The sequence below is a fragment of the Aeromicrobium phoceense genome (genome assembly GCF_013868155.1).
In the GTDB taxonomy this organism is placed as follows: domain Bacteria; phylum Actinomycetota; class Actinomycetes; order Propionibacteriales; family Nocardioidaceae; genus Aeromicrobium; species Aeromicrobium phoceense.
Genome location: NZ_JACEOG010000001.1, coordinates 1361314 through 1387900, shown reverse-complemented (window position 1 = coordinate 1387900; position 26587 = coordinate 1361314). Strand labels below are relative to the sequence as shown.

Sequence of the window (26587 nt, the reverse complement as noted above, 5' to 3'; positions counted from 1 at the left end):
GCTCAGGCGAACCTCGGGAAGGCCTGCGCGCCCGCGTAGCTGGCGGCGGGGCCGAGCAGCTCCTCGATGCGCAGCAGCTGGTTGTACTTGGCGACGCGGTCCGAGCGGGCCGGGGCGCCGGTCTTGATCTGGCCGCAGTTCGTGGCGACCGCGAGGTCGGCGATCGTGACGTCCTCGGTCTCGCCCGAGCGGTGGCTCATCATGTTGTGGAACCCGGCGCGGTGCGCGAGGTCGACGGCGTCGAGGGTCTCCGACAGCGAGCCGATCTGGTTGACCTTGACCAGCATCGCGTTGCCGGCCTTCTCGGCGATGCCGCGGCCCAGGCGCTCGACGTTGGTGACGAACAGGTCGTCGCCGACGAGCTGCGTCTTGTCGCCCAGCGCCGCGGTGATCGCGGTCCAGCCGGCCCAATCCTCCTCGTCGAGCGGGTCCTCGATCGACACGATCGGGTAGGAGGCGACGAGCTCGCTGTAGTACGTGATCATCTCGTCGGTCGACTTGGCCACGCCCTCGAACGTGTAGCCGGCATCGCCGTGGAACTCGCTCGCCGCGACGTCCATCGCCAGCGCGATGTCGGAGCCCAGCGTGAACCCGGCCTTCTCCACCGCGACCGCGATGAGGTCGAGCGCGGCGCGGTTGCTCTCGAGGTTGGGCGCGAAGCCGCCCTCGTCGCCCAGACCCGTGGACAGGCCGCGGTCGTGCAGGACGCCCTTGAGCGCGTGGTAGACCTCGGCGCCCCAGCGCAGCGACTCGGCGAAGCTCTCGGCGCCGATCGGCGCGACCATGAACTCCTGCACGTCGACGTTGGAGTCGGCGTGGGCACCGCCGTTGAGGATGTTCATCATCGGCACGGGAAGCACGTGGGCGTTGGGGCCGCCGACGTAGCGGAACAGCGGCAGGCCGGCCGACTCAGCGGCCGCGTGGGCGACGGCGAGCGAGATGCCCAGGATCGCGTTGGCGCCGTACTGGCCCTTGTTGGGCGTGCCGTCGAGGTCGAGCATCGCCTCGTCGATCGCGCGCTGGTCGTCGGCGTCGAACCCGACGAGGAGCTCGGCCAGGGGGCCGTTGACGGCCTCGACGGCCTTGAGCACGCCCTTGCCGAGGTAGCGGTCGCCGCCGTCACGCAGCTCGACGGCCTCAAACTGACCGGTGGAGGCACCCGAGGGGACCGCGGCGCGGCCCAGCGTGCCGTCGTCCAGGACGACCTCGACCTCGACGGTCGGGTTGCCCCGGGAGTCCAGGATCTCTCGGGCGGCGACGTCATGAATGATGGCCACGGCAGGCTCCTCGGTGGGTGGCGGAAGGTGTGGGAGTCGAGCAGCCCCAGCGTAGCGCCGTGGGCCCCTGTGCCGGGGTGACCCCGCGCCCGCCGGACGAACGATGATGCATTCGGGTACCGCAGCGGGGCCGAATGCCTCATCCTTCGTCGCCTGCGTGGGACAGTGAGCCCAGGCATCGGCAGGAGGACGGACATGACGATTCACAGCGAGGGGCCCGGCAGGGGCCTCGAGGCGGTCCGCCGCGCGGGCATCGAGACCACCGGCATCGAGATCATCGACGAGGGCGAGCGCACCGCCAAGCCCTCCGACCTGTTCTGGCCGTGGTTCGCGGCCAACGTGTCGGTCTTCGGCATCTCGTACGGCAGCTACGTGCTCGGCTTCGGCATCTCGCTGTGGCAGGCCGTGCTCGTCGCCGTCCTGGGCATCGTCGTGTCGTTCGCCGCGTGCGGACTCGTGGCCATCGCCGGCAAGCGCGGCTCCGCGCCCACGATGATCCTGTCCCGCGCGCCGTTCGGCGTCGTCGGCCAGAAGCTGCCGGGCGTCTTCAGCTGGATCATCTCGATCGGCTGGGAGACCTTCCTGGCGATCATGGCGACCCTCGCGACCGCGACGGTGTTCCGCGAGCTCGGCTGGAGCAGCGGCGACGCGGTGAAGGTCATCGCGATGCTCGTGGTGGCCGCGCTCATCGTGGCCGCCTCCGTGGCGGGCTACCACATCATCATGCGGATGCAGTCGGTCCTGACGTGGCTCACCGGCCTGGCCACGATCGGCTACATCCTCCTCACGCTGGACGAGATCGACCTCGACGCCGTCACCGCGCTGCCGAACGGCTCGGGCCAAGCCACCATCGGCGCCTTCGTGATGGTGATGACGGGCTTCGGCTTCGGCTGGATCAACATCGCCGCCGACTGGTCGCGGTACCAGCGCCGCTCCACTCCGGGTGCCCAGATCGTCCTGTGGAACACCGTCGGCGGCGCGCTGGCCCCCGTGGTGCTCGTCCTCTACGGCATCCTGCTCGCCGGGTCGTCGCCCGAGCTCAGCGCCGGCATCGTCAACGACCCGATCGGCACCCTCGCCACGGTGCTGCCGACCTGGTACCTCGTGCCCTTCCTGGTCGCCTCCGTGCTGGCCCTGGTCAGCGGCGCCGTCCTCGGTATCTACTCCTCCGGCCTCACGCTGCTGAGCCTCGGCGTGAAGATCCCCCGGCCCACCGCCGCGTTCGTCGACGGCGTGATCCTGACGCTCGGCACGATCTACGTGGTCTTCTTCGCCGAGAGCTTCCTGGCGCCCTTCCAGAGCTTCCTCATCACGCTCGGCGTCCCGATCGCGGCGTGGGCGGGCATCGTGATCGCCGACATCGCCTTGCGCCGCAGCGACTACGACGAGGCAGCGCTGTTCGACTCCGGCGGGCGGTACGGCGCGGTGAACTGGGGTGCGATCGCCGCGATGGTGGTCGCGTCGGTCATCGGCTGGGGCCTGGTCGTGAACAACTTCGCGCAGGACGCCTCCTGGAACAACTGGCAGGGCTACCTGCTCGAGCCGCTCGGCCTCGCCACGTGGGTCGAGGACGGGGCGTACTGGGACGGCAACTGGGCCTACGCCAACCTCGGCGTCCTGCTGGCCTTCGCGATCGGATTCCTCGCGACCCTGCTGCTGCAGCGCGGGCGGGTGGCCCGCCAGGAGGAGCGCGCGTGAGCGAGCCCTGGCTCGTCGTGATCGACCCGCAGCGGGTCTTCGCGGCGCCAAACTCGCCGTGGGGGTCGCCCATGTTCGAGGCGATCGTCGAGCCGGTGCGTGAGCTCGCGGCGCGGCACCGCACGATCGTCACGCGATGGGTGCCGGCTGTGGGTGACGAGCGGGTGGGCGCTTGGAACGCTTACTTCGAGGCGTGGCCCTTCGCCGACCGTCCGCCCGGGGACGCGCTGTTCGACCTCGTGCCCGAGGTGGCCGACCTGGCCGCCGGTGGCACCGTCGACGCCACCACGTTCGGCAAGTGGCCGGCGCTCGAGGCCGTGACGGGGCCGGCGCCCGAGCTGGTGCTGGCCGGGGTGGCCACCGACTGCTGTGTCATCTCTACCGCCCTGGCGGCCGCGGACGCGGGTGCGACGGTGCGCGTCGTCGCGCGGGCCTGCGCCGGGTCGACGCCGGAGAACCACGCCAAGGCGCTCGACGTGATGGCGCTCTACGGTCCGCAGATCACCGTCGTCTGAGGCCGGGCCTGGTCTCGATACGCCCGCTCGTGCCTCGCGGAGCTACTCGACCACCGGGCGGCCCGGTGATCGAGTGCCGGCGAGCGCAGCGAGACGGTGTATCGAGATCAGCCGTCGGCGTGGCGGCGGGTGGCTCGCCGCAGCTCGGCCTCCGGGTCGAGGCCGGCGGCACGGGCCTTCTCGACCAGTCTCAGCAGGTCCGCGCCGAGGCCGTCGCCCTCGACGGGGCGGTCGACCCGGCCCAGCACCTTGTCGGCGGCCATGAGGGCCGGCAGGTCGGCCGGGATGCCCTCCGTGGGGTGGGTGCGCTGCTTGCGCTCGGCCTTGAGGCGCTGCCAGTTGGCGTCGACCTCGGCCGCTGACGTCACGGTCACGTCGCCGAAGACGTGGGGGTTCCGGTGCACCAGCTTGTCCGCGATCTCGCGCACCACGTCGTCGGTGGTCCAGCCCTCGTCGTCGGACTCGGCGATGGCGGCGTGGATGACGACCTGCATCAGCAGGTCGCCCAGCTCCTCGCGCAGGTGCCCCGAGTCGGCGAGGTCGATCGCCTCGGCGGTCTCGTAGGCCTCCTCGATGACGTAGCGGCGCAGCGACGCGTGGGTCTGCTCATGGGTCCACGGGCACTCGGCGCGCAGCCGCCGCATCACCTCGACGAGGCGGTCGAACTCCCGGCTCACGTCAGGAGCACTGGAGCGCCGCGGGCCGGTCCTCGGTGGCCGTGGCGTCCAGCTCGCCGCCGAACACCGACAGCGATCCGGTCTCGGCGATCTGCTGGATGGTCTCGTCGAGGCCGAACCGCGGGTCGACCGAGATGTCGGCCTCGGCGGTGGCCTCGGCCAGCAGCTGCTGGCCGGCCTGGAGCAGCTGCTCGCCCTCCTGGATCGAGGCGCCGGCCTCGCGCGCCATCTCCTGGGCGATGACGCCGGTGCGCTGGTTGCGCTCGATCAGCCTCAGCGCCGCGTCGAGGTCGTCACCGAACATCTGCACCAGCTGCTCCTGGTCGGCCGTGGCCAGCGCCGGCACCGTGACGTCGTAGCCGCGGTCCTTCGCGACCTGGTCGGCGACCTCGCCCGAGACCAGGTCGGCGACCGACTGGCGGCGCAGGGCGGCCGAGTCGATGCCGGCGGCGCTGCCGCTCTGGCCCGAGAGGGAGGCGGTGCAGTACACGTCGGCGACTTCCTCGACGTCGGACATGGGGATCCGGGTGCCGTCCACGACGGCCGCGGCACCGGGATTGACGGGGCCACAGCCCGCCATCAGCAGCGCGGCGAGCCCGAGGACGGCCAGGCGGGTCTTCGACATGGCGTCAGCGTACCGGGAGCGTGATTCAGTTCACGTCAGCCGGCAGGCCCGTGCCGGTCTCGGCGACCCACTCGGCCACCGCGTCCTCGCGGACGGCCTTCCACATCTCCTCGCCGGCCTGGCGGTCGAGGTAGACGACGCTCTGGTCGCCCTCCATACCCGTGCCCTTAACCGGCACGGTCGTGAACGCCACGTCCTCGGAGCGGATCGACCGCAGCGACCAGGCGAAGTCGCGCAGGTCCCCGGTGCTCCAGCCCGCGTCCACCGTCAGGTTCGCGGTGACCGCGTCGAGGGCGTCGTACATGCGGAAGGGATTGGCGAAAGTCCGCGTGGAGAGCACCTGGGCCATCAGCGCGCGCAGGAAGTTCTGCTGGCGCTTGATGCGGTCGAAGTCACCGCCGGCGAGCCCGGCCCGCTGACGCACGTAGTCCAGCGCGGTCGCGCCGTCCATGCGCTGCGTGCCGGCCTGCCACGTGCGGCCGGAGTACCCGTCGGTGACGGTGGCCGGCACCGTGATCTCGACACCGCCCATCGCGTCGGTGAGGGCCTTGAAGCCCTCCCAGTCGATGACCGCCACGTGGTCGACGCGGACGTCGGTGAGGTTCTCGACCGTCTCGACGGCGAGCGCCGGGCCGCCCCAGGCGAACGCGGCGTTGATCTTGGCCGGCCCGCGGCCGGGCACCTGGACCCAGGAGTCGCGCGGGATGCCGACGACACCGAGCCCGCTGCGGTCGGAGGGGACGTGCACCACCATCATCGTGTCGCTGCGCTGGCCGGCGACGGAGCCGTCGACGCGCTTGTCGCTGCCCATCAGCAGGATGTTCATCGAGTCCCCGGCGGACTCCGCGGGGCGCTTCCCCTGCGGCATCGCCGACGGCAGGTGCTCGACCTGGCCGCCCAGCCGGCTCTGGACCCACACGCCGGTGCCCACGGCCGCGAGCACCGCGACCGTGACGACGATCGTCGTGACGATCACCAGGCTCCGCAGCACGCGCCGCCACCGCGGCTTGGGCGCCGCGGCGACGGGGGCTTCGGTGTCGGTCACCGCCTGACAGTAACCGAGATTCCGCCGGTGTTTCCGCGGATTCAGCAACCTCTCAGGAGGCTGCGCCGGAGTCAGCCGACGATGGTGTCGACGACGCGCCCGACCCAGTCGAGCAGCTCGCGCCCACGCAGCGGCTTGCCGCCGATCCCGGGCTCGCGCGGAGCCGGCACGAGCAGGACCTTGACGGCCTCCTTGTACAGGCTCTTGGGGTAGATGCGGTTGATGCGCAGCTTCGCCGACTCCGGCAGCGTGACGGGGTTGAACCGGATGTTGGACCCGGCCGAGGTCACCTCGGTGAGGCCCGCGGCCCGCACCTTGACCCGCAGCGCCGCCACGTCGAGCAGGGCCTCCACGGAGTCGGGCAGCTTGCCGTAACGGTCCTGCAGCTCGGTGCGCAGCTCGTCGATGTCGGAGGTGGCCCGCACGTCGGCGAGCCGCTTGTACATCTCCAGGCGCAGTCGCTCGCTGGGCACGTAGTCGTGCGGCAGGTGCGCCTCGACGGGGAGCTCGAGCTTGACCTCCTTCTCGGGCGCCGCGTCGCCGCGGAACTCCGCGACCGCCTCGCCGACGAGCCGGATGTAGAGGTCGAAGCCGACGTCGGCGATGTGCCCGGACTGCTCGCCGCCGAGCAGGTTGCCCGCACCGCGGATCTCGAGGTCCTTCATCGCCACGGCCATGCCGCCGCCGAGCTCGGAGTGCTGGGCGATCGTGACGAGCCGGTCGTGCGCCGTCTCGGTGAGCGGCTTGTCGGGCGGGTAGAGGAAGTAGGCGTACGCGCGCTCGCGGCCACGGCCGACGCGGCCGCGCAGCTGGTGCAGCTGCGAGAGGCCGAGGGTGTCGGCGCGCTCGATGAGCATCGTGTTGGCGTTCGACACGTCGAGGCCCGACTCAACGATCGTGGTGCAGACCAGGACGTCGAAGCGCTTCTCCCAGAAGGCGACCATGACCTCCTCGAGCTGGTGCTCGCCCATCTTGCCGTGGGCCACGGCCACGCGGGCCTCGGGCACGAGCTCGCGGATGTGGGCGGCGGTCTTGTCCATGCTCTGCACGCGGTTGTGCAGGTAGAAGACCTGGCCCTCGCGCAGCAGCTCGCGACGGATCGCTGCCGTCACCTGCTTGTCCTCGTACGGACCGACGAAGGAGAGCACCGGGTGGCGCTCCTCCGGTGGGGTGGCGATGGTGCTCATCTCACGGATGCCGGTGACGGCCATCTCGAGCGTGCGCGGGATCGGGGTGGCCGACATGCTCAGCACGTCCACGGCGGCGCGCAGGTGCTTGAGCGCCTCCTTGTGCTCGACACCGAAGCGCTGCTCCTCGTCGACGATGACGAGCCCGAGGTCCTTGATCCGCACGCCGGGCTGGAGCAGCCGGTGGGTGCCGATGACGAGGTCGACGGAGCCGTCGGCCAGCCCCTCGAGGGTGGCCTTGGACTCCTTGTCGCTCTGGAACCGCGACAGCGGCCGGATCGTGACCGGGAACTGGCCGAAGCGCTCGGCGAACGTGGCGTAGTGCTGCTGCACGAGCAGCGTCGTGGGCACCAGCAGGATGACCTGCTTGCCGTCCTGGATCGCCTTGAACGCCGCGCGGACGGCGATCTCGGTCTTGCCGTAGCCGACGTCGCCGCACACGAGGCGGTCCATCGGGACGGTGCGCTCCATGTCGCGCTTGACCTCGTCGATCGTGGCGAGCTGGTCGGGGGTCTCGACATGCGCGAACGCGTCCTCGAGCTCGGCCTGCCACGGGGTGTCGGGGCCGAAGGCGTGACCCTTCGTGGACTGGCGCGCGGCGTAGAGCTTGATCAGCTCGTCGGCGATCTGGCGCACCGCCTTGCGGGCCCTGGACTTGCGGTTCGACCAGTCGCCACCGCCGAGTCGGTCGAGCGACGGCGACTCGCCGCCGATGTAGCGGCTGACCTGGTCGAGCTGGTCCATCGGGACGAACAGCCGGTCGGCGGGCTGGCCGCGCTTGCTGGGCGCGTACTCGAGCACGAGGTACTCGCGGGCCGCGCCGTGGACGACGCGGTTGACCAGCTCGACGTAGCGGGCGACGCCGTGCTGCTCGTGGACGACGGCGTCGCCGGGCTTGAGCTCGAGGGGGTCGATCTGCCGCCGGCGCCTCGCGGGCATCGACTTCGTCGTGCGCTCGACGGCGCGCTGGCCCACGAGGTCGTCGCGCGTCAGCAGGACGAGGCCGAGCGAGTCCGAGACGAACCCGTGCCCGATCTCGGCGCAGATCACCTGGACGACGCCGCGCTCGATGCCGTCGGACCCGTCGGCACGGTCGACGATGGCGCCGGGGACGTCGTGCTCGGCGAGCCACTCCACGGTGCGCTGGGCCTGCCCGTGCGCCGGGGCCACGAGGACGAGGTGGCGGCCCTCGGCCCGCCACTTCACGATGTCGGCGAACGCCGCCTCGGTGTCACCGCGGTACTGCGGGGCCGGCTCGGCCTGCACGACGTGCGACTCGTCGAGGGCGAAGGAGGAGACCTCGCCCCAGCCCAGGCCGAGCTTCGCGGCGTGCTCGCGGACGTCGTCGAGCTCGTGGAAGCCCGCCGAGCCGAGGTCGATCGGGCTCTCGCCGCCGCCGGCAGCCGTGGCCCACGACGCGGCGAGGAACTCCTCGCTGGTGGCGAACAGGTCGGCGGCGCGCGCCTTGATCCGCTCGGGCTCGGACGTCACGATCGTCGACCCCGGCGGCAGCAGGTCGACGAACAGCTCCATCTCCCCCGCCAGCACGGGGGCCAGCGACTCCATGCCCTCGACCGCGTGACCCTCCGACAGCTTCGTGAAGAGCTCGGCCAGCGAGGGGTGGCTCACGGCGTACCGCGCGGCGGCGGCGCGGACCTCGTCGGTGAGCAGCAGCTCGCGGCACGGCGCCGCCCACAGCCGGTCGACCGGCTCGAGGGTGCGCTGGTCGGCCACGGCGAAGCGCCGGATCTCGTCGACCGTGTCGCCCCAGAACTCCACGCGCAGCGGGTGGTCCTCGGTGGGCGGGAAGACGTCGACGATGCCACCGCGGACGGCGAACTCGCCGCGCCGCTCGACCAGGTCGACGCGGGTGTAGGCGGCTGCGGCCAGGCGGGCGACGATGTCGTCGAGCTCGACGTCCTGGCCGGCGCGCAGCTCGACCGGCTCGAGGTCGGCCAGCCCCTTGACCTGCGGCTGCAGCATCGACCGGATCGGCGCCACCACGACGCGCGGGCGCTCGTCGCCGCCGTGGACGACGCGGCGCAGCACGGCGAGCCGCCGGCCCACGGTGTCCGAGCGCGGCGACAGCCGCTCGTGGGGCAGCGTCTCCCACGCGGGGAACGACGCGACCAGCTCGGGGCCGATCAGGGCGCCGACCGCGGCAGCCAGGTCGTCGGCCTCGCGCTCGGTGGCGGTCACGGCCACGACGACGGACTCGTCGCCGGACAGGGCCGCGGCGACGAACGGGTGGAACGCGGGAGGAGCCGTCAGCTGCGCCGTCGCGGCACCTCCGCGCAGGGCGGAGGCGAACTCGAGGAGATGGGGTTCAGCGGCGACCGCCGCGGTCAGTTCAGGTTGTGCCATGGCCTGTCAAGCCTACGGGCTGGGACCGCGCGGGACCCGCCGGGCGAGCCTCAGGACGACGGGGGCCAGCGCAGTGCCGTGACCATCGCGATCGCGTGCTCCTGCTCGTGCGAGAGCGAGAGGGACCACGATGCGAGGCCGACCTCGCGCGCGTGGTCGGCGGCGGCAGCCGCGAGCTCGAGCCGCGGGACTCCCCCGACGTCGCGGCGCACCTCGATCGAGAGCGGGTCGAACCGGTCGAAGCCGCCCTCCAGGACCTTCATCACGGCCTCCTTCGCCGCCCACCGGGCTGCCAGTCGCTCGGGCCGCCCCGCGCAGTAGGCCAGCTCGTCCTCGGTCCAGTACTTCTGCAGGAACCGGGGGCCCGAGCGCTCCACGGCGGCCCGGATGCGGGCGACCGACACGATGTCGACCCCGCAGGCGACGCCGGGGGTCACGACCGGTTCGCCGCCGCCACCGTGGCCAGGAAGCTGTGGGCGGCGACGATGCTGCCGGCCTCGTTCAGGTGGCCGGGATCGCGGGCGTACCCGTCGTAGAGGGAGTAGAAGGTCTGGCCGTCCTCGGAGGCCGCGACCCGCTCGCCCGAGGGTGTCGTGGACTGCATCGCGGCGACGTCCCACAGCCCGCCCGGCTCGGAGAACTCCGCGCGGATCATCTGGTTGTAGCGCTCGCGGGCGACGTTGTTCTCGTTCGCGAGGCCGTCGTCGCGCCCGATCGCCTTCTTGACCCAGCCCTTCCAGCTGCGTCGCGTGGTGACCGGCTCGGTCGTGGCGACGAACGTGGTGTCCGGGTAGGCCTCCTGCAGCGAGCGCAGCGTGTCGCGGTAGGCCGTGAAGACCTCGTCGAGGTCGGAGGACGCCCACAGGTCGACGTAGCAGAGCTTGAACACGACGACGTCGGCCTGGTCGCCGACCCCGGCACGGACCACGGAGTCGAACTCCTTGATCTTGCCGAGCGGATCGCCGTTGGTGCCGACGTGCATGTGGGTGATGCCCGGACCCGCGACGGACGTGGCCTCGGTGACCTCGGGAGCGGGCAGGCCCTCCTGCTCGTGGATCAGCCCAATCCCGCGCAGGACGTCGTCGCCCACCGACTGGTGCGCGAAGAAGACCTTGGTGTCGCCCAGTGATTCCATGTCGGCCTCGCTCGCCTCGACGGGGGTGAAGGGTTCGCCGGCGACCTCGTCGACGTCGGCCGCGACGGCGATCCCGATGCCCGCGGCGAGGGCGACGGCGGCCAGCAGCGCCACCAGGATGACCCAGGCCTTGCGCATCGTCGAACTCCTCTCGTCGCGGTGGTATCACCAAGGAGCCGCGGGACTCGTGGGAGATACGTGATCCGGTGCCCCGATCGTACCGTCCGACCGTTGCCGGAAACCCATGAATTCCCCGTAATTCGACTGGTAGTGTCCGGACACCGGGACGGTCGACCCCGGGCTGGCACCGGCAGGTGTGACAGAAGGTAAAGGAGTGCCCATGGCCACGCGAGAAGAGCTCGTGACCGAGCTGCGCGAGTTGATCCTCGGAGAGCTCATTCCCCTCGATCCGGACGAGCTGAAGGACGACTCCCCCCTCGTGGACGACGTCCTGGACTCCCTCGGCATCGCCGAGGTCGCCGTGTTCGTCGAGGACCGCATCGGGCGGCCCCTCGCCGCCGAGGAGGAGACCCGGGCCACCTTCGCGTCCGTGGACTCCGTCGTCGACTTCATCGTGCAGCACAGCTGATTCGCCACCGGACCGGCCATGTGCGGAATTGCGGGGATCGTCGCACCGGCGTCCCACGACGACGCCCACCGACTCCGGTCGGTGGAGCGGATGCTGGCCAGCATCGCGCACCGCGGCCCGGACGAGAGCCTCTCCACCAGCTCGGGCGCCGCGCACTTCGGCACGGTCCGGCTCGCGCTGGTCGACAAGCCCACGTCGCGCCAGCCGATGGCCGACGACGCCGGGCGCTACCTCCTGTCGTTCAACGGCGAGGTCTACAACTTCGCCGAGCTGCGGTCCGCGCTGGAGGGCGTCGGGCACACGTTCCGCACCTCCGGTGACACCGAGGTCGTGCTGCACGCCCTGATGGAGTGGGGCTCCGACGCGTTCGCCCGCTTCCGCGGCCAGTTCGCGATCGCGTTCTGGGACGCCGACCGGCGCCGGCTGCTGCTGGCGCGCGACCGGCTCGGCATCGTCCCGCTGTTCTGGACGCGGACGCCCGCCGACGAGCTGGTCTTCGCCTCCGAGGTCAAGGCGTTCGCCGACGCGGGACTGCGCACCCCCATGTCGCTGCCCGACATCGTCGACGCCGGGGTGCTGTGGGGACTGCACCCCGGGCGCACGGCGTTCCACGGCGTCTCCTCCGTCCCGGCCGGCGGCTTCGTCGAGTCCCACGACGGCCACGAGACCGCCTCGCGCTACTGGCGCTTCGAGTTCGCCGAGCAGCGCGACGACCGCAGCGTCGACGACCAGGCCAAGGAGCTGCTCGGGCTGCTCACGGCCGCGGTCGAGCGCCGGGTCCCCCAGTACGGCGACCCCGCCGTGCTGCTGTCGGGTGGGCTGGACTCCAGCGCGGTGCTCGCGGCCCTGCGCTCGATCCGGCCCGACCAGACGATCGACAGCTTCTCGATCCAGTTCGCCCAGGAGGGACTCAACGAGGCTCCCTACCAAGCACTCGTCTCGGAGCACTTCGGCACGAACCACGACGCGATCGTGTGTGACGACGAGTCCGTCGCCTCGGCCCTCGAGCTGATCACGCGCCACGCCGAGCTGCCGCTCATGCGCACGGCGCCGGGGTCCTCGATCGCGCTGGCCGAGCGGATCAAGCACAGCGGCTCGCGCGCCGTGCTGAGCGGCGAGGGCGCCGACGAGCTGTTCTGCGGCTACGACGTGTTCAAGGTGGCGTCCATCCGCGACGCCTGGGCCGCCGACCCCGACTCCCCCGCCTTCGGCCGGCTGCTCGAGAAGGCGCTGGCCCACCAGGAGCAGCTGGGTCGCGGAGCGAGCGCCGCGTTCTACGAGCGCGGACTCGAGCAGCGCGACGACCCCGTCTTCTCCCACCTGCACCGCTGGTCGGCGGCCTTCCGGATCACCCAGTACCTCGCCGAGCCGCTACGCGAGCAGACCTCGCTCGAGGGCACCCTCGGGCGCGTCCGCGATCGGCTGCCCGACGCCTTCCACGGGTGGTCCACGGTCGAGCGGGCGCAGTACCTCGAGGCCACCTACTTCCTGGGCACCTCACTGCTGGCCACCCAGTGCGACCGCCCGTTCATGGCCCAGAGCGTGGAGTGCCGGTACCCGTTCCTCGACGAGGACGTCATCGACTTCGCCCTGACGCTGCCCGAGGCCTCGAAGCTGCACGACCTCAACGAGAAGCTCGTGCTCAAGGAGGCGGTGCGCGCCCACCTCCCCGCCGCGGTCACCGAGCGCGTCAAGCAGCCGTACACCGCGCCCGAGGGCGGCGTCTTCCGCTCGCCCACCGGCCGCGCCCTGCTCGACCGGTACCTCTCGCCCGACGCCGTGGCCGACACCGGGGTCTTCGACCCCCGTCGGGTGGCGTGGCTCATCGACAAGACCCATCGCAGCCGCACGAGCTTCCACGACGACCTCGCGCTCGTGTGGATCCTCAGCACCACGATGCTCGTCCAGACCTACGGCTTCGCGGACGCGGACGCCGACCTTCGAAGGGGAACCGCATGACCGACATCCAGGAACTGAGCCGCCGGATCGACCTCGAGGACGTGGGCGCCACCACCGACCTGCTCGTCGCGTCCATCCGCGACACCGCGCGGCACTTCCGCCGCACGGGGGCGATCGTCGCGCTCAGCGGCGGCATCGACTCCTCCGCCTGCCTGGGCCTGGCCGTGCGCGCGCTGGGCGCGAAGCGGGTCGTGGCCCTGACGCTGCCCGACAAGGAGAGCTCGGGCGAGACCGTCGGCTACGCGCAGGAGGTCGCCGACGCGTTCGGTGTCGAGCTGCTGCACCGCGACATCACCGCCCCGCTGGACGCCCTCGGCTGCTACGACGACCGGCTCGCGGTGGTCCGCAAGATCGTGCCCGAGTTCGACGCGGACGCCGGCGACCGCTACTCGGTCGAGTTCGATCCGGCGCTGGGCAACGACGAGCAGCTCCAGTCCTTCCGGCTGAACGTGATCCGCGGCGGCGAGCAGACGATGCACCGCCTCGGCGGCCGCGACTTCCTGACGATCATGGCCGCGACCAACCAGAAGCAGCGCATCCGCATGCTCTCGACCTACCGCATCGCCGACGAGCGCAACCAGATCGTGGTGGGCACCTCCAACCGCCTCGAGCTCGACCAGGGCTTCTACGTCAAGCACGGCGACGGCTGCGGCGAGGTCTTCCCGCTGCGCCACCTGCTCAAGTCGCACGTCTACGAGGTCGCGGCGCACATCGGCGTGCCCGAGTCGGTGCAGAAGCGGCCGCCCACGACCGACACGTTCAGCGCGCCGCAGAGCCAGGAGGAGTACTTCTACGGCACGTCGGTGCGCATGAACGACGAGCTGTGGCTGGCCTGGGACCAGCAGGAGGACCCGGCGGCCACCGCCGAGCGCCTCGGCCTGGGCACCTCGGACGTGGAGAAGTTCTTCGAGCTCTACACGCGCCGGGCGCTGTACGCCGAGTACCTGCTCACGTCGCTGTGAGCCTCAGGCGCCGGCCGGGCGGCGCCTGACCAGCTTGCCGGTGCGCGTGGTCTCGAGGCGGTCGACCACCACCACCTCGCGCACGAGGCCGCGCGGGTCGACCGCGGCGAGCACGCGCCGCGTGAGTCCCTCGCGATCGGCATCGGGCGTCAGCTCGACGAACAGCGAGCACTGCGCGTCCTCGACCGTGTCGTCGGCCAGCAGCAGCGCACCAGCCACGCCGTCGACGCGGGCGACCTCGGCCTCGACCGCCACGGCCGAGACGCGGTTGCCGCGGAAGTTGATCATCTCCGCGAGCCGTCCGGTCACGGTGAGGTGGCCGTGCGCGTCCATCCGGCCGAGATCGGTGGTGACCAGCGGCGTGCCGGGCTCGCGCACCGGGTCGCCGAGGTAGCCCATGAAGACCGAGGGGCCGTTCACGCGGATGCGTCCCTCCTCGTGCATCGCGACCCGACCGTCGGCGTCGACGAGGTCGACCGTGGTGCCCGGCAGGGGCAGGCCCACGGAGTCGGCCGGCGCGGTGCTGCCCGGCGGCCGCACGGCCACCCGGGCGGTGGCCTCGGTGAGCCCGTACATGAGGTGCGTGCCGCCACCGAACCCCGGCGTCAGCTCGGCGAGCGAGGCGTCGGACACCCCGCCGCCGGCCAGCAGCAGCATGCGCAGGGCCGGGGCGAAGTCCTCGCCGAGCGTGAAGCGGCGCGCAACGAGGCGCAGGTAGTAGGGGACGCACGGCAGGATCGTCACGCCGTGATGGTCGAGCAGCTCGGCGAGCGGTCGCGACGGCAGGGTGCCCGACGTCATCAGCAGGGGCACCGAGCGCATCAGCGCCAGCAGCACCATCGAGAACCCGTAGGAGTGCGTCGGGTCGAGGATGAAGCCGAGGACGTCCCGATCGGGGTCCCACGGCTGCACCACCTGGTTCACCGCGGTGACGTTGCACGCCACGTTCCGCGCCGAGAGCCGCACGCCCTTCGGCTCGCTCGTCGTGCCGGAGGTGAACAGGAGCAGCGCCTCGGGCGAGCCGACGACGTCGACGCCGTCGGCGGGGAGGTGGCGCGGATCGGTCGAGGGCTCGACGCCGAACGGCTCGAGGGTGCCGGCCGCCAGGTCGAACCGGCACCGCGACCGCGCCGCGAGCTCGCGGGTGCGCTCGGGGGTGGGTCGCGGCAGCATGACGAGCGACCGGCCCGAGAGGAGCACCGCGACGATGTCGACGACGGCCTCGTGCCCCGCACCCGACAGGGCGACGCGCTCGTCGGCCGGCACGGTGGCCGCGATGTGCTCGGCGCGCTCGAGGGCCCGCGTGAACAGGTCGCCGCGCGTGAGGACGGTCTCCCCGTCGATCACCGCGACGCGCTGCGGGTCGTCGGTCCACCTCAGCAGGTCGGCGAACGAGGCACCCGTCATCGCAGCCTCAGCGACCGGGCGGGGGGCGACACCACGCTGCCGCCGGCCGGGACGTCGGTGACGACGACCGCGTTGGGACCGACCTTGGCGCCGTCGCCGACGCGCACCGCTCCGATGACGACGCTGCCCACGCCGAGGTGGACGCCGCGGCCGATCCGGGGCGGCGCGTAGTACGACTCCGCGTGGTCGGGCTCCCACCGGCGGCCGAGGGTGACGCCGTGGTAGATCATGCAGTCGTCGCCGATGACGGCGCCCGGCTGGAGCACCACGCCGTTCTGGTGGACGAAGACCACGCGGTGACCGATCGCCGTGTCGTGGCTGACCTCGAACCCCAGCACGTTCCGGACGTACGCGGCGTTGACGAACTTGTAGAGCACCCGGCCCAGGCGGCGGACGAGGAAGCCGCGCCCGGGAGCGTGGACCCACTCGCCGAAGCGGTGCACCGCGAGCATGTGCTTGGCGGGCACGAGCCAGCCGGGAGCGTGCGAGGCCATGTCCTCGCGGACGATGTCGAGCAGGCCCTGCCACGTCGACATGTCCCATTCGGTGGGGTCGGTGACGACCGGCGCGGTCGGCTTCGCGGGCTCCTGGTCTGTCGTCATGGCAGGAGTATGGCACCGGACGTGGGCCGCCGGTCGAGCCACGAAACGCGGCACTCGGGACAGACTCGCGGTTTCGCCACGACGGCCCGGCGGACTGCCTACGCTGGTGCCCATGTCGAACGCGCCCGCATCCCGGCCGCACGTCCTCGTGATCGTCCAGAACCTGCCGGTTCCGCTGGACCGCCGCGTGTGGCTCGAGTGCCGGGCGCTGATCGCCGCCGGGTTCGACGTCAGCGTGATCTGCCCCAAGGGCCCGGGCGACCCGTCCGCGGAGACCCTCGACGGGGTCCGCATCCACAAGTACCGTCCGGCGCCGCAGGCCTCGGGCGCTCTCGGGTACCTCGTGGAGTTCGTCTACTCGTGGCTGCGCACCGCCTGGCTCTCGCTGCGCGTGTGGCGCGAGCGCCCCTTCCAGGCGATCCAGGCCTGCAACCCGCCCGACACCTACTGGGCGCTGGCCCGGCTGTGGCGCCGGCGCGGCGTGGCATTCGTCTTCGACCAGCACGACCTCAATCCCGAGCTCTTCCTCTCGCGCTTCGGCGAGCCCTCCTCGCTCATGCAGCGCCTGCAGTTCTCCTTCCTGAAGTGGCTCGAGCGCCGCACGTACGCCACGGCGGACCACGTCATCTCAACGAACGAGTCGTACAAGCGGATCGCCCTCGAGCGCGGCGGGTTCCGTCCGGAGGACGTCACCGTGGTGCGCAGCGGCCCGGACACCTCGACGATGCGGCCGATCCACGATCCGGGTGCCCCCACGCCCACCCGCCACACGCTGGCCTACCTCGGGATCATGGGCCCGCAGGACGGCGTGGAGACCGTGCTCGACGTCATGGACGAGCTCGTGCACCGGCGCGGACGCACCGATGTCGACGCCGTCCTCATGGGCTTCGGCGACTGCTACGAGGACCTGCGCCGGCGCTCCACCGAGCTGGGCCTGGATCACCTCGTCAGCTTCACCGGTCGGGTCGGTCCGGCCGAGATCGCGCGCCACCTCAGCGCCGCCACGGTGGGGCTGTGCCCCGACCTCAAGACGCCGCTCAACGACGTCTCCACGATGAACAAGACGATGGAGTACATGGCCTACGCGCTGCCCACCGTCTCGTTCGACCTCGTGGAGACCCGGGTCTCGGCAGGTGAGACATGTCTGTTCGTCGAATCGGGTGACATCGGCGCCTTCACCGATGCCGTCGAGCGCCTGCTCGACGACCCGGAACTGCGCGTCAGGCTGGCGCGAGAGGCCCGCGAACGCGTTTCGACCCACTTGGACTGGAAACCGCAGTCGGCGGCTTACGTCGGCGTCTGGAGGGCCCTGCTGGGTACCACGGACGAGGCCGGACCAGTCAGAAAGAACTATGTGGACTTGGTCACACAGGAGGAGTTCGAGCGCTTCGTGCTCTCGCGGGGCCCAGTCCCACCCGCATCCTGAGTCACTCCACTCTCGCCCGAGCGCCGGTTCTGCCTGCCATTTCGCTTGCATCGCCGTGTCGGGGCGTGCGAGGGTTGGCGGGTTCACGCCTCTACTTCAAGGCCTATCTCCATGCCGTTGACCCCCCAGTCCCCCCGAAAGCACCGCAGGATCTCGGCCAAGCGGAAACTCTCCTTCTCGCGACGCAGCCTCGTCATGGCACTGCTCGCCGTCACACTCACCACCCCAGCCCTGTTCGCCGCCACGGAGCGCACCTCCGCCGCCGCGGAGACGCAGAGCCTCCTCCCCGACGACCTGCGCCCCCGCGCGCTGGGCGACTCCCGCCCCTGGGAGGTCGGGCTGAAGTTCCAGGTCACCCGTCCGGCCTACGCCGAGTCGATCCAGGTGTACCGGAGCCAGACCCTCAGCAGCGGCACGATCGCGACCCTGTGGTCGCCCACCGGCTCGCCGCTGTCGACCGCGCCCTCCCCCGCCTCGGGCCAGACCGGCCTGCAGACGGTGGACCTCGACTCCCCCGTGCTGCTCGAGCCCGGTGAGAACTACGTCGTCTCCTACTCCGCACCCCAGGGCCGCCAGCCCCAGGACCAGCGCCAGTTCACCCGTGCGGTGAGCAACGGCGTGCTGCGGGCCGCCCCGGAGGCGGGTGTCTACAGCGGACGCCTCGGCAACTTCCCGACGCGGACGTACCGCGCCTCGAACTACCACGTCGACGTGGTGGTCTCCACCGGCGACGCCGGGCCCACGACGCCCCCGCCCACCACGACGCCCACCACGGCCCCGACCTCGGCACCCACCACGGCTCCGACCTCGGCACCCACCACGGCTCCGACGACAGCGCCGACCAGTGCTCCGACCACGGCACCGACGAGCCAGCCCACCACGAGCCCGACGACCGCGCCGACGAGCCCGCCGGCGGGAGGCTCCAACTTCCCGACCCGAGCCAACACCGGAACGCCGGCCGGCTGGACCCCCACCCGCACGATCAACGGTGACCACAACGTCACCACGGCCGGCGCGGTGGTCCAGGACCTGCGGATCGTGAACGGCAACCTCAACATCCGCGCGGCGAACGTCACCGTCCGGCGGGTCGAGATCAGCAGCGGGCAGATCAGCAACGTCTTCAACCGCCAGTGCTCCAACGGGCTGGTCGTCGAGGACACGACGATCCTGCGCGGGTCGACCGACATCGGCCAGCCGGCCATCCAGTTCGGCGGCTACACCGCTCGCCGGGTCAAGGTGGACGGTCCGTCCGAGGGCCTGCGCGTCGGTGGCCGCGACTACGGCTGCGGCGAGGTCTCCGTCGTCGACTCGTTCGTCAGCGTGAACGCCTACGCCGGCTGCGAGCGTGCCGGCAGTGGCATCGACTGGCACGGCGACGCGCTGCAGGGCTACAACGGCGCCAAGGTCACGGTGCGGCACTCGGTGCTGAAGCTGAACCCGACGCCGTACTGCATCGGCAACTCGGCGTTCTTCTACCCCACCCAGGGCAACACCAGTGCCGTGATCGACAACGTGCTCGTGTCCGGCGGCGGCTTCGTCTTCCGCCTTGACACCCCGGGTCAGGTCACCAACCTCAAGGTGGCCGAGGACTCCTGGATCTACGGGCCGAGCCACAACCAGGCCTGCGGCGCCGGGATCACCTGGGGCTCGGGGAACGAGTACGTCAACTACAACGAGAGCACCGGAGCCTGGTCGTCCAGTCGCCCGCTCTCGTGCCTGGGCTTCCGCGGCTGACCCCGCACCGCCCGTTGCGATCGTGACGACGGAGCCCCGCGCACCTGAGGGTGCGCGGGGCTTCGTCGTGCAGGCAGGAGGAGGTCAGACCCGAGCGAGCTCACGGTCGTCGTCCGCAGCCGCGGGCTTGCGGTCGCGGCGGCGCTGGGCGCTCCGCTCCAGGGCCGCCACGCACAGCAGGGTGGCGCCGCCGCCGAGAACGAGCACCATCAGCTGGGCGAGCCTGGGCTGGCCGCGGAACTGGACCACGGCCGGCGACTCGGGCGAGGGCGCGATCGTCACGCGCTCGTCGGCGGCGACGTCCTGCTCGTCCTGGAGGGTCTGGAGGTCGGCCGAGATCTGGCGCAGCGCCTCGCGGTGCCGCGCTCGCGCGATCTCGGGATCGGGGGCGGCGACCTCGATGTAGAGGGCGCGGGTGTCGAAGTACGGCGCCCACTGGACCCCGTTGTCGGGCAGCGTGATCAGCACGCCGTCGCGCACCCCGCGACCCACCATGGTCGCGGCGGACGACGCCGTCTTGGGCAGCGCGTCCATGCCGTTGATCCGCTTGCCGACGATTCCGGCCACGGTGATCAGGTCGGCAGCGTTGACCCGCAGCTTGTTCGGGTAGACCTCGCTGGCCGGGGAGACGAAGACGGCCTGCCCCCGCAGGTAGTAGACGTCCTGCCCGGAGTCGACCGCCGCGACGGCGACATAGGTGATCGCGAGCCCCAGGACGACGACGTACCAGCGCCGGAAGGCGGCGACGAGCACGTCCCAGAAGACCACGTCACTCCTCCTCCGGCGGACCGAGCGTCCGCGTCGCCCTCCAGTCTGGCACGCACTCCCGTCGTTCCGGGCCGATCGCGGTGTTCCACCGCCGGGCGGAAAGCCCCCCGCATCGCGATCCCCTCGTTACGATGGGACCACGGCGGCCGGCACAGGGTCATCGCGCGGGAGTCGGGGAACGAGATCCACTGGGGAATCCATGCTGGTAGAAGTCATCAAGACGGTGCTGCGACGCTGGTACGTCGTCGTGGCGGGCCTGCTCCTCACCGGAGTCCTGGGCTACGCCGCGTACTCGTCCACTCCCCCGGTCTACGAGGCCAGCGGCACGGTGCTGCTGCTGCCTCCCGAGGACCAGGTCAGCGGCGAGGGCATCAAGAACCCGTTCCTCCAGCTGAACAACCTCGACGTGCCGACGTCGCTCGTGGTGGCCCGCCTCAACGGCGACGAGGTCCGCGAGCAGATCCTCGAGCAGCAGCCGGGCGCCCTCTACGAGGTCACCACCGACCCGACGATGCGCGGCCCCGTGGTTCTGGTCCAGGTGTCGGCGCAGAGCGCCAAGGCCACCGTCGACACCCTCGAGGCGGTCCTGGCCGCGGCGCCCACCGCGCTCACCGACCTGCAGGCCCAGCAGGACGTGCCGAAGGGTGACTCCATCACCTCCATGCAGCTCGCCGCCGACCTCGAGGCCACCGCCGTCACCCGCGCCACCACGCGAGCCGTCGTCGCAGCGGTCGCCGTGGGCCTGGCGCTGACCGCCGGCGCCACCGCAGGCATCGATGCGATCGCGCGCCGCCGTCGTGCGCGCCGCCGTCGCGAGGCCGACGCCGCACCGGTCCCCGCGACGGACGGCACGGTCACCTCCGACTCCACCGACACGGACGACGCCGTGGCCACCGAGCCGGCCGACGAGCAGTCCGTGAAGGACGCCACCTCCGACACCGACGGGGGCACCGACACCCCCGGCGACGAGCAGACGTGGGAGCCCGCGGAGGGGGAGCCCGCCCGCCGGAGCCCCCGGAGCCTCCCCCCGCCATGAGCTCGTCCGTCCGGACTCCGGCGCGGATGGACTCGGTCACCTGGCTCCTGCTCTACCTGACCATCCTCTACGCGATCCCGTCCCGGCTGGTCGTCCCCGCGCTCGGCAGCGCCGGCTCGCCCTCGATGCTGGTCGGCCTGATCAGCCTCGGCGGCTGGGCGCTCTACCAGGTGGGGCGCACCACCAGCCAGAGTCACGCGCGCGAGGTGCTGCCCGTCCGGCGCGCCCTGTTCGGCTTCGTGGGCTGTGTCGCGATCCCCTACGTCGTGGCGATGTCCCGGCCGATCGACTTCGACGAGATCAGCCCCGTGAACGTCGCGATGGCGGTCGTCCTCTCGTGGTCGGGCACGCTGCTGGTCGCGCACGACGGCATCTCCTCCATGGAGCGCGCCCGCACGCTGGCAACGGGCCTGGCGTGGGCCGGTGGCCTGATGGCGTTCCTGGGCATCATGCAGGTCGTCACGAGCGACCCGATCATCAACCGGATCTCCATCCCGGGGCTGTCCGCCGCGCAGTTCGAGGTGTTCACGCGCGGCGACACGATCCGGCCATCGGCCACCGCGACGCACCCGATCGAGTTCGGCGTGATCATGGCGATGATGCTGCCGTTCACGCTGCACGCGGCGTTCCACACCACGCACGGGCGACGGCTGCTGCAGTGGATCCCCACGCTCATGGTGGGTGTCACGATCGCCCTGACCTTCTCGCGCTCGGCCTACGTCAGCGCCGCGGTCGCCGCGGCGGTGCTGGTGATCGGCTGGCCGCGCGAGCGTCGTCGGCTCTTCCTCGCCGGCGCCTTCGCGATGGCGGTGGTGCTGTTCGCCGCCGTGCCCCGGCTGTTCGGCACGATCCAGTCGCTGTTCCGCAACGTCGGCACCGACCCGAGCATCACGTCGCGCACCGACAGCTACGAGATCGCCTGGGCGTACATCGCGCAGTCGCCCTTCTTCGGCCGCGGCCTGGGCTCGTTCCTGCCCAAGTACCGGATCTTCGACAACCAGTACCTGCTGCTCATGGTCAGCATCGGCCTGGTCGGCACGGCGGCCTTCCTGCTGCTCGCCGTGGCGGGCCTGTGGGTGTCGCTGCGGGTGCGCCTGCTGGCCGAGGACGAGGACACGCGCGACCTGGGCCTGTCGCTGCTGGCCGCCATCGCCGCCGGCGCCACGGGCATGGCCCTGTTCGACGCGTTCGCGTTCCCGATGACGATGGGCACGTACTTCCTCCTGCTCGGCATGGCAGGGGCGGTGCACCGGATCGTCGTGCTCGAGCCACGCCGTCCCGCGGCGCTGGCGCAGACGAAGCCGGCCGTCCCGCACCCGCGGCGCTGGGTCGGCGCGGTGCGCCGCCGCCTCCGCCGCGCGCGCTGAGGCGTCAGACCATCGCGTCGAGCACGCCCACCGGATCGGTGAACATGAGCGTGGCGGCACGGTCCACCAGGGCGGGGTCGAACACGTCGGCACGGAAGGACACCGAGACGCGGAACTGTCCCGCGTCGGTCGAGCTGATCCAGCCGATCGCGTTCGGCGCGATGCCGTCGGTGCCGTGCACGACCCGGCGCTCGGCCGGCGGCACCTTCCACGGCAGCGCCTCGTAGATCCGCAGGACGCCGGGGTTGCTGACCGACGTCCGGGCGCGCACCGGCCGCGGCACGGTGTCGGCCTCGGTCGGGGCCGTGGGCGGGCGCCGCCGCGCTCGCAGCAGTCGCGCGGCCACCGCCGCCAGCGGCCGGCCCGAGTCGAGCATCGTGCTGAGGCGCTCGCCCACCATCGGCGGCTCGAACCCCTCGCCCCACACCGGGACGGACACCCCGGTGATGAAGTTCCCGCCCGTGGTCACGCCCTTCGGCAGGTAGCGGCGCAGGTCGACCACCAGGTCGCCCTGCGGCTCGATGGGGATGCCGGCCTGCTGCGTGGCGGCGGCCGCCAGCAGCATCATGGTGGGACTGATCCCGAGACCGTGCGCCGCACCCCATTCGCGGACCCCGGCCATCTGCTCGACGTCGCACGAGCGGTGCAGGCGGTGGGTCAGGTGCCCGGGATCGACGAGGGGCACGCGATCGTCCTCGCGCTCGACCGCACCGGCCGGGAGGGCGGCCACCTCGGGAGCAGCGCCGCGGCTGCGCAGGAGGGTCAGCAGGGTGCCGGGGTGACGGCCGAAGGTGTTCCACAGGGCGCGCGTCACGGGCCGCTCGGTGACCGTGTCGAACAGCGACGGGACCGGCGCTCCCCCGGCCATCGTCACGATGATGGTCGGCATGCTCGAGGCCAGAGGTGCGTCGAGCAGCACGTGGTCGAAGGCCGAGGCGAGCTCGTCGCCCTTCACGGCGAACTGCAGCGGGAGGTCCTCGACGAGGTGCGCCGCGAGCCAGTCCTGGGCCGACTCGGCCGTGCCCTCGGGTACGACGCGGAAGATCTCGGGCAGCCGCTCGGCGATGCCGGCGCCGACGTAGCGCCAGTGTTCGTCGTCGGCCTTCACGAACCCGGCCCGGGTGTGGGGGCCGTGGGCGGCGAGCCGCACGAGCGCGTCACCCAGCAGCTCCAGCGGCGGCAGGTCGAGTGGGCTGAAGGACTGGCGGATCCGCGAGCCGCCCAGGAGCCGGTCGATCCCGGCGATCGGCACCAGCCGAGATGGATCTGCCATGGCCCGAGCCTAGTCGCGGAATCGCCCGCCCGAGGGCGTCTCGCCGATACGATGTGCCCGACCGTCCCCGACGCCGAGGTGAGCGCTGCGATGTCCGATCCCGAGGTCCTCCTCGCCCCCGTCCACGCGGGACCCGGCGCGTGAGGCTCCTGCTGGTCGTCTCGACGGCGCACCCGGAGTCCGTCGGCGAGGCGTGGATCGCGCACCAGTGGATCCGCCGGCTCGCGGAGCGCCACGACGTCACGGTCCTGTGCTACCGCCAGAGGGCCGGGCTGCCGCTGACCGGGACGGTCGAGGGCGCCCGCGTCATCGAGTGGGACGAGCCTCCGCTGATCGGGCGCCACGAGCGCTTCAAGGCCATGCTGAACCCCGGCTACTACCCCTTCGCGTGGCGGGCCCGCCGCTGGATCCGCCGGGCGCTCGCCCGCGGCGAGCGCTTCGACCTCGCCCACCAGATCACCCCGGTGTCCCTGCGCTTCGCCTCGCCGCTGCGGGACGACCGCATCCCGTACGTGATCGGACCCGTCGGGGGCAGCCTCGAGTCGCCGCCCGCCTTCGCCGACCAGGAGGGCGGCGCCCCGTGGTTCACCGGGCTGCGCCGGCTCGACCGGTTCCGCCTGCGGCGCAGCCCCGCCCTGCGCGCCACGTTCGCGAACGCCTCGCTCGTCGTGGGCATCGCCGACTACGTGCGCGACCAGCTGGGCGACATCCCCGTGCGGGACTTCACCACGATGAGCGACACCGGCATCGAGGTCCTGCCGCCGGCCGCCCCAGGATCCGACCGCACCCGGGACGTGCGACTGCTCTACGTGGGCCGCGTCATCCGCAACAAGGGCGTCCGCGACGCCGTCCGCGCCCTGCACCTGCTTCCCCGCGGCACCGCCACCCTCGACGTCGTCGGCGACGGGTACGACCGGGCCGCGTGCGAGGCGTTGGCCGCCGAGCTCGGCATCGCCGACCTCGTCCGCTTCCACGGTCGCGTGGACCACGAGGCGGTCGACGACTTCTACGCGGCCGCCGACGTCTTCGTCTTTCCCAGCTACCGCGAGGCCGGCGGCATCGTCGTGATCGAGGCGCTCTCGCACGGTCTGCCGGTGGTGGCGTGCGACCGCGGGGGTCCGTCGAGCACCGTCACCGACGACTGCGGCATCCGGGTGCCCGTCACCGATCCCGAGCAGCTGGCGCGCGACCTCGCCGACGCCCTCACCCGGCTGTGCGCCGATCCGGGCCTGAGGGCCCGCCTCGCCGCGGGAGCGCGGGAGCGCAGTGCGGAGGTCTCGCTCTGGGACAGCCGCGTCGAGCACCTGGAGACGCTCTACCGCCGCGCCCTCGAGGGTCGCTGACCTCAGGCGCCCGGGGACTCGTCCCCGACGCGGAGGCGACGGCCGAGCACGGCGCGCACCGGACCCGCGATGCGACCGGGGAGCACCGACAGCACCGTGGCCGTCGTCGCGGGCTTGAGCAGGGCCATCGCCACGAGGTAGGTGACGAGAACCGCCGTCCCGCCCAGGAAGATCTCGACGAGGAGCGGCAGCGGGTCGGCCAGCCAGAGCACGCCCCAGCCGGCCGCCCCCGCCAGCACCGCGGTGGGCACGACGCTGACGAACGGTGCCATGACCTGCCACCGCGTCGCGCCGATGACCGGCGCCACGGGGATCGAGCGCAGCAGCGCCTCGGCGACCGCGATGGCGGCCCAGCCCGTGACGACCGCGATCAGCCCGAACTGGACGAGGTACAGCGAGACGAGCAGCGCGAGGCTGTAGATCACCGCGATGAAGGCGAACCAGCGGCCCGGGTGACCCGTGCCCACCAGGAGCGCCTGGTCGACGGCCCAGCCCACTCCCGCGATCGCCATGATCGCCAGCGCCGGGACCACGAGCGCGCTCTCGGCCTTGTCGGCGCCGAAGAGCAGCTCCACGACCTCGGGCGCCGCGACCGCGAGGAACACCATGAGCGGCGTGATCACGGCGTACGCGACCGCCGAGGCGCGCAGGTAGAAGCCGCGTAGCCGGTCGACGGAGTCGCGGATCTTCGCGAACGCGGCCATGGAGACCGGGAGCAGCGCCGAGATCGAGAGGTCCTGGGCCGTCTGCACCAGCCGCTGGGCGATCGAGAGGAAGCCCATCTCGCGCACGCCGAGCCCGGCGACGACGATCGCCGTCTCGGCCCAGACACGCAGCGCGTACACGAGCCCGCTGCCGACGACGTGCGAGCCGAACGCGACCATCACCTTGAACCGCGCGAGCGAGAAGCCGGGATGGGGCCGCCAGCGCGCCACGATCCACACCGAGACCAGCACGATCGTCTGGCCGCACAGGACCTGCAGCACCAGCGCCCAGGCGCCCCCGCCGGTGACCGCGACGGTGATCGCCACGACCTGGGCGATGATGGCCGCGTTGGCCTCGATCAGGGCCAGCTTGCGGAACTCCATCGCGCGCCGCAGCAGCGCCATCGGCACGGAGCCGACCGCGACGGCGAGCACGGACAGGCCCATGACCTGCAGGAGCGGAGCGGCCTCGGGCACGTCGAGCGCCGCGCCGATGAACGGCGCCGCGAGCGCGATCACCCCGGCGAGGGCCGCACCGGACACGAGCGAGAACCAGAACGCGGTGGCCAGCGTGCGCTCGTCGACCTCGTCGGCCTGGACGAGGTATGCCGAGAAGCCCGCGTCGGCCAGGACGTAGATCAGCGGGAGCAGCGTCGTGGCCGTGGCGGCGACGCCGAAGTCCTCGGGCGACAGGATCCGGGTGAGGATGATGATCGTCAGGAAGCCGCCGAGCCGGGTGATCCAGCGCTGCGCGGTCATCCACAGGACGCTGATCGAGGTGTGCCGGGCGAGTCCGGTGTCTTCGCTCATTCCCACCCCATCGCACGGACCTCGGTCCATCGCCCCAAACCCCGGAAAGGCAGCGCCCGACCGCAATACACTGTACTGCGCGGC

The 26587-nt window shown here is 71.9% G+C and carries 22 protein-coding genes; 10 read left to right on the top strand and 12 right to left on the bottom strand.

The genetic code is table 11. The features are described from left to right. Window positions 1–2 precede the first annotated feature (2 nt). Complete coding sequence (gene eno, locus H1W00_RS06660; RefSeq protein ID WP_181754790.1) at window positions 3–1277, bottom strand: phosphopyruvate hydratase; 1275 nt, start codon at window positions 1275–1277, stop codon at window positions 3–5. A gap of 195 nt (window positions 1278–1472) precedes the next feature. Between eno and H1W00_RS06655 the strand changes: the two genes are divergently transcribed. Continuing rightward, entirely contained in the window at window positions 1473–2975 is a 1503-nt protein-coding gene (locus H1W00_RS06655; RefSeq protein WP_181754788.1) for a purine-cytosine permease family protein, read from the top strand. Further along, window positions 2972–3490 carry an isochorismatase family protein gene (locus H1W00_RS16485; protein WP_181754787.1) on the top strand — a complete coding sequence of 173 codons (519 nt, stop codon included), beginning with the start codon at window positions 2972–2974 and terminating at the stop codon, window positions 3488–3490. The genes H1W00_RS06655 and H1W00_RS16485 overlap by 4 nt, the downstream gene beginning before the upstream one ends. 107 nt (window positions 3491–3597) lie before the next feature. On the opposite strand, the gene H1W00_RS06645 is transcribed toward H1W00_RS16485, so the two are convergent. The 6 genes from H1W00_RS06645 to H1W00_RS06620 form a co-directional block, all read right to left on the bottom strand. Then, complete coding sequence (locus tag H1W00_RS06645; RefSeq protein ID WP_181754785.1) at window positions 3598–4167, bottom strand: MazG nucleotide pyrophosphohydrolase domain-containing protein; 570 nt, start codon at window positions 4165–4167, stop codon at window positions 3598–3600. Between the two features lies 1 nt (window position 4168). Further along, the gene (locus H1W00_RS06640) at window positions 4169–4792 is read right to left on the bottom strand and encodes a SurA N-terminal domain-containing protein (RefSeq protein WP_181754783.1); all 624 of its coding nucleotides are present in this window, start codon (window positions 4790–4792) and stop codon (window positions 4169–4171) included. Between the two features lie 25 nt (window positions 4793–4817). Next, window positions 4818–5837, bottom strand: coding sequence for an LCP family glycopolymer transferase (locus H1W00_RS06635; protein ID WP_181754781.1), 1020 nt, complete (start codon window positions 5835–5837; stop codon window positions 4818–4820). A 71-nt stretch (window positions 5838–5908) separates the two neighbouring features. Next, window positions 5909–9388 carry a transcription-repair coupling factor gene (gene mfd, locus H1W00_RS06630; RefSeq protein ID WP_181754779.1) on the bottom strand — a complete coding sequence of 1160 codons (3480 nt, stop codon included), beginning with the start codon at window positions 9386–9388 and terminating at the stop codon, window positions 5909–5911. 50 nt (window positions 9389–9438) lie between these two features. Continuing rightward, a complete protein-coding gene (acpS, locus tag H1W00_RS06625; RefSeq protein ID WP_181754777.1) occupies window positions 9439–9825 on the bottom strand; it encodes a holo-ACP synthase in 387 nt (128 codons plus the stop codon). After that, window positions 9822–10661, bottom strand: coding sequence for an SGNH/GDSL hydrolase family protein (locus H1W00_RS06620; protein ID WP_181754775.1), 840 nt, complete (start codon window positions 10659–10661; stop codon window positions 9822–9824). Before H1W00_RS06620 ends, acpS begins: the two co-directional genes overlap by 4 nt. A gap of 202 nt (window positions 10662–10863) precedes the next feature. On the opposite strand from H1W00_RS06620, the gene H1W00_RS06615 reads away from it, so the two are divergent. The 3 genes from H1W00_RS06615 to nadE are packed head-to-tail and all read left to right on the top strand — an operon-like array spanning window position 10864 to window position 14033. Beyond that, on the top strand, window positions 10864–11112 hold the full coding sequence (locus H1W00_RS06615) for an acyl carrier protein (protein ID WP_181754773.1): 249 nt from the start codon (window positions 10864–10866) through the stop codon (window positions 11110–11112). Between the two features lie 18 nt (window positions 11113–11130). After that, the gene (gene asnB, locus H1W00_RS06610) at window positions 11131–13071 is read left to right on the top strand and encodes an asparagine synthase (glutamine-hydrolyzing) (RefSeq protein ID WP_181754771.1); all 1941 of its coding nucleotides are present in this window, start codon (window positions 11131–11133) and stop codon (window positions 13069–13071) included. Then, window positions 13068–14033 carry an NAD(+) synthase gene (gene nadE / locus H1W00_RS06605; RefSeq protein ID WP_181754770.1) on the top strand — a complete coding sequence of 322 codons (966 nt, stop codon included), beginning with the start codon at window positions 13068–13070 and terminating at the stop codon, window positions 14031–14033. Before asnB ends, nadE begins: the two co-directional genes overlap by 4 nt. 3 nt (window positions 14034–14036) lie before the next feature. Here the strand turns inward: nadE and H1W00_RS06600 are convergent, their stop codons facing one another. After that, window positions 14037–15440 carry a class I adenylate-forming enzyme family protein gene (locus H1W00_RS06600; RefSeq protein ID WP_181754768.1) on the bottom strand — a complete coding sequence of 468 codons (1404 nt, stop codon included), beginning with the start codon at window positions 15438–15440 and terminating at the stop codon, window positions 14037–14039. Beyond that, entirely contained in the window at window positions 15437–16042 is a 606-nt protein-coding gene (locus tag H1W00_RS06595) for a serine O-acetyltransferase (protein ID WP_181754766.1), read from the bottom strand. The genes H1W00_RS06600 and H1W00_RS06595 overlap by 4 nt, the downstream gene beginning before the upstream one ends. A 112-nt stretch (window positions 16043–16154) precedes the next feature. Here H1W00_RS06595 and H1W00_RS06590 point away from each other — a divergent pair, with 112 nt between their 5' ends. After that, the gene (locus H1W00_RS06590; RefSeq protein ID WP_181754764.1) at window positions 16155–17468 is read left to right on the top strand and encodes a glycosyltransferase family 4 protein; all 1314 of its coding nucleotides are present in this window, start codon (window positions 16155–16157) and stop codon (window positions 17466–17468) included. 195 nt (window positions 17469–17663) lie between these two features. Then, entirely contained in the window at window positions 17664–19202 is a 1539-nt protein-coding gene (locus tag H1W00_RS06585; protein ID WP_181754762.1) for a DUF4082 domain-containing protein, read from the top strand. 84 nt (window positions 19203–19286) lie between these two features. On the opposite strand, the gene H1W00_RS06580 is transcribed toward H1W00_RS06585, so the two are convergent. Continuing rightward, complete coding sequence (locus H1W00_RS06580; protein WP_181754760.1) at window positions 19287–19970, bottom strand: hypothetical protein; 684 nt, start codon at window positions 19968–19970, stop codon at window positions 19287–19289. A gap of 199 nt (window positions 19971–20169) precedes the next feature. Here H1W00_RS06580 and H1W00_RS16800 point away from each other — a divergent pair, with 199 nt between their 5' ends. Both H1W00_RS16800 and H1W00_RS06570 read left to right on the top strand, forming a co-directional pair. Then, complete coding sequence (locus tag H1W00_RS16800; protein ID WP_181754759.1) at window positions 20170–21006, top strand: YveK family protein; 837 nt, start codon at window positions 20170–20172, stop codon at window positions 21004–21006. After that, window positions 21003–22373 (top strand): O-antigen ligase family protein, encoded by a 1371-nt coding sequence (locus H1W00_RS06570; RefSeq protein ID WP_181754757.1) that lies wholly within the window; start codon window positions 21003–21005, stop codon window positions 22371–22373. The genes H1W00_RS16800 and H1W00_RS06570 overlap by 4 nt, the downstream gene beginning before the upstream one ends. A gap of 4 nt (window positions 22374–22377) precedes the next feature. Here H1W00_RS06570 and H1W00_RS06565 read toward each other — a convergent pair whose 3' ends face one another. Next, window positions 22378–23646, bottom strand: a complete 1269-nt coding sequence (locus H1W00_RS06565; RefSeq protein WP_181754755.1) for a hypothetical protein — start codon at window positions 23644–23646, stop codon at window positions 22378–22380. A gap of 140 nt (window positions 23647–23786) precedes the next feature. Between H1W00_RS06565 and H1W00_RS06560 the strand changes: the two genes are divergently transcribed. Continuing rightward, entirely contained in the window at window positions 23787–24989 is a 1203-nt protein-coding gene (locus H1W00_RS06560) for a glycosyltransferase (protein WP_206679978.1), read from the top strand. Between the two features lie 2 nt (window positions 24990–24991). On the opposite strand, the gene H1W00_RS06555 is transcribed toward H1W00_RS06560, so the two are convergent. Next, complete coding sequence (locus H1W00_RS06555) at window positions 24992–26503, bottom strand: lipopolysaccharide biosynthesis protein (protein WP_181754751.1); 1512 nt, start codon at window positions 26501–26503, stop codon at window positions 24992–24994. Window positions 26504–26587 lie beyond the last annotated feature (84 nt).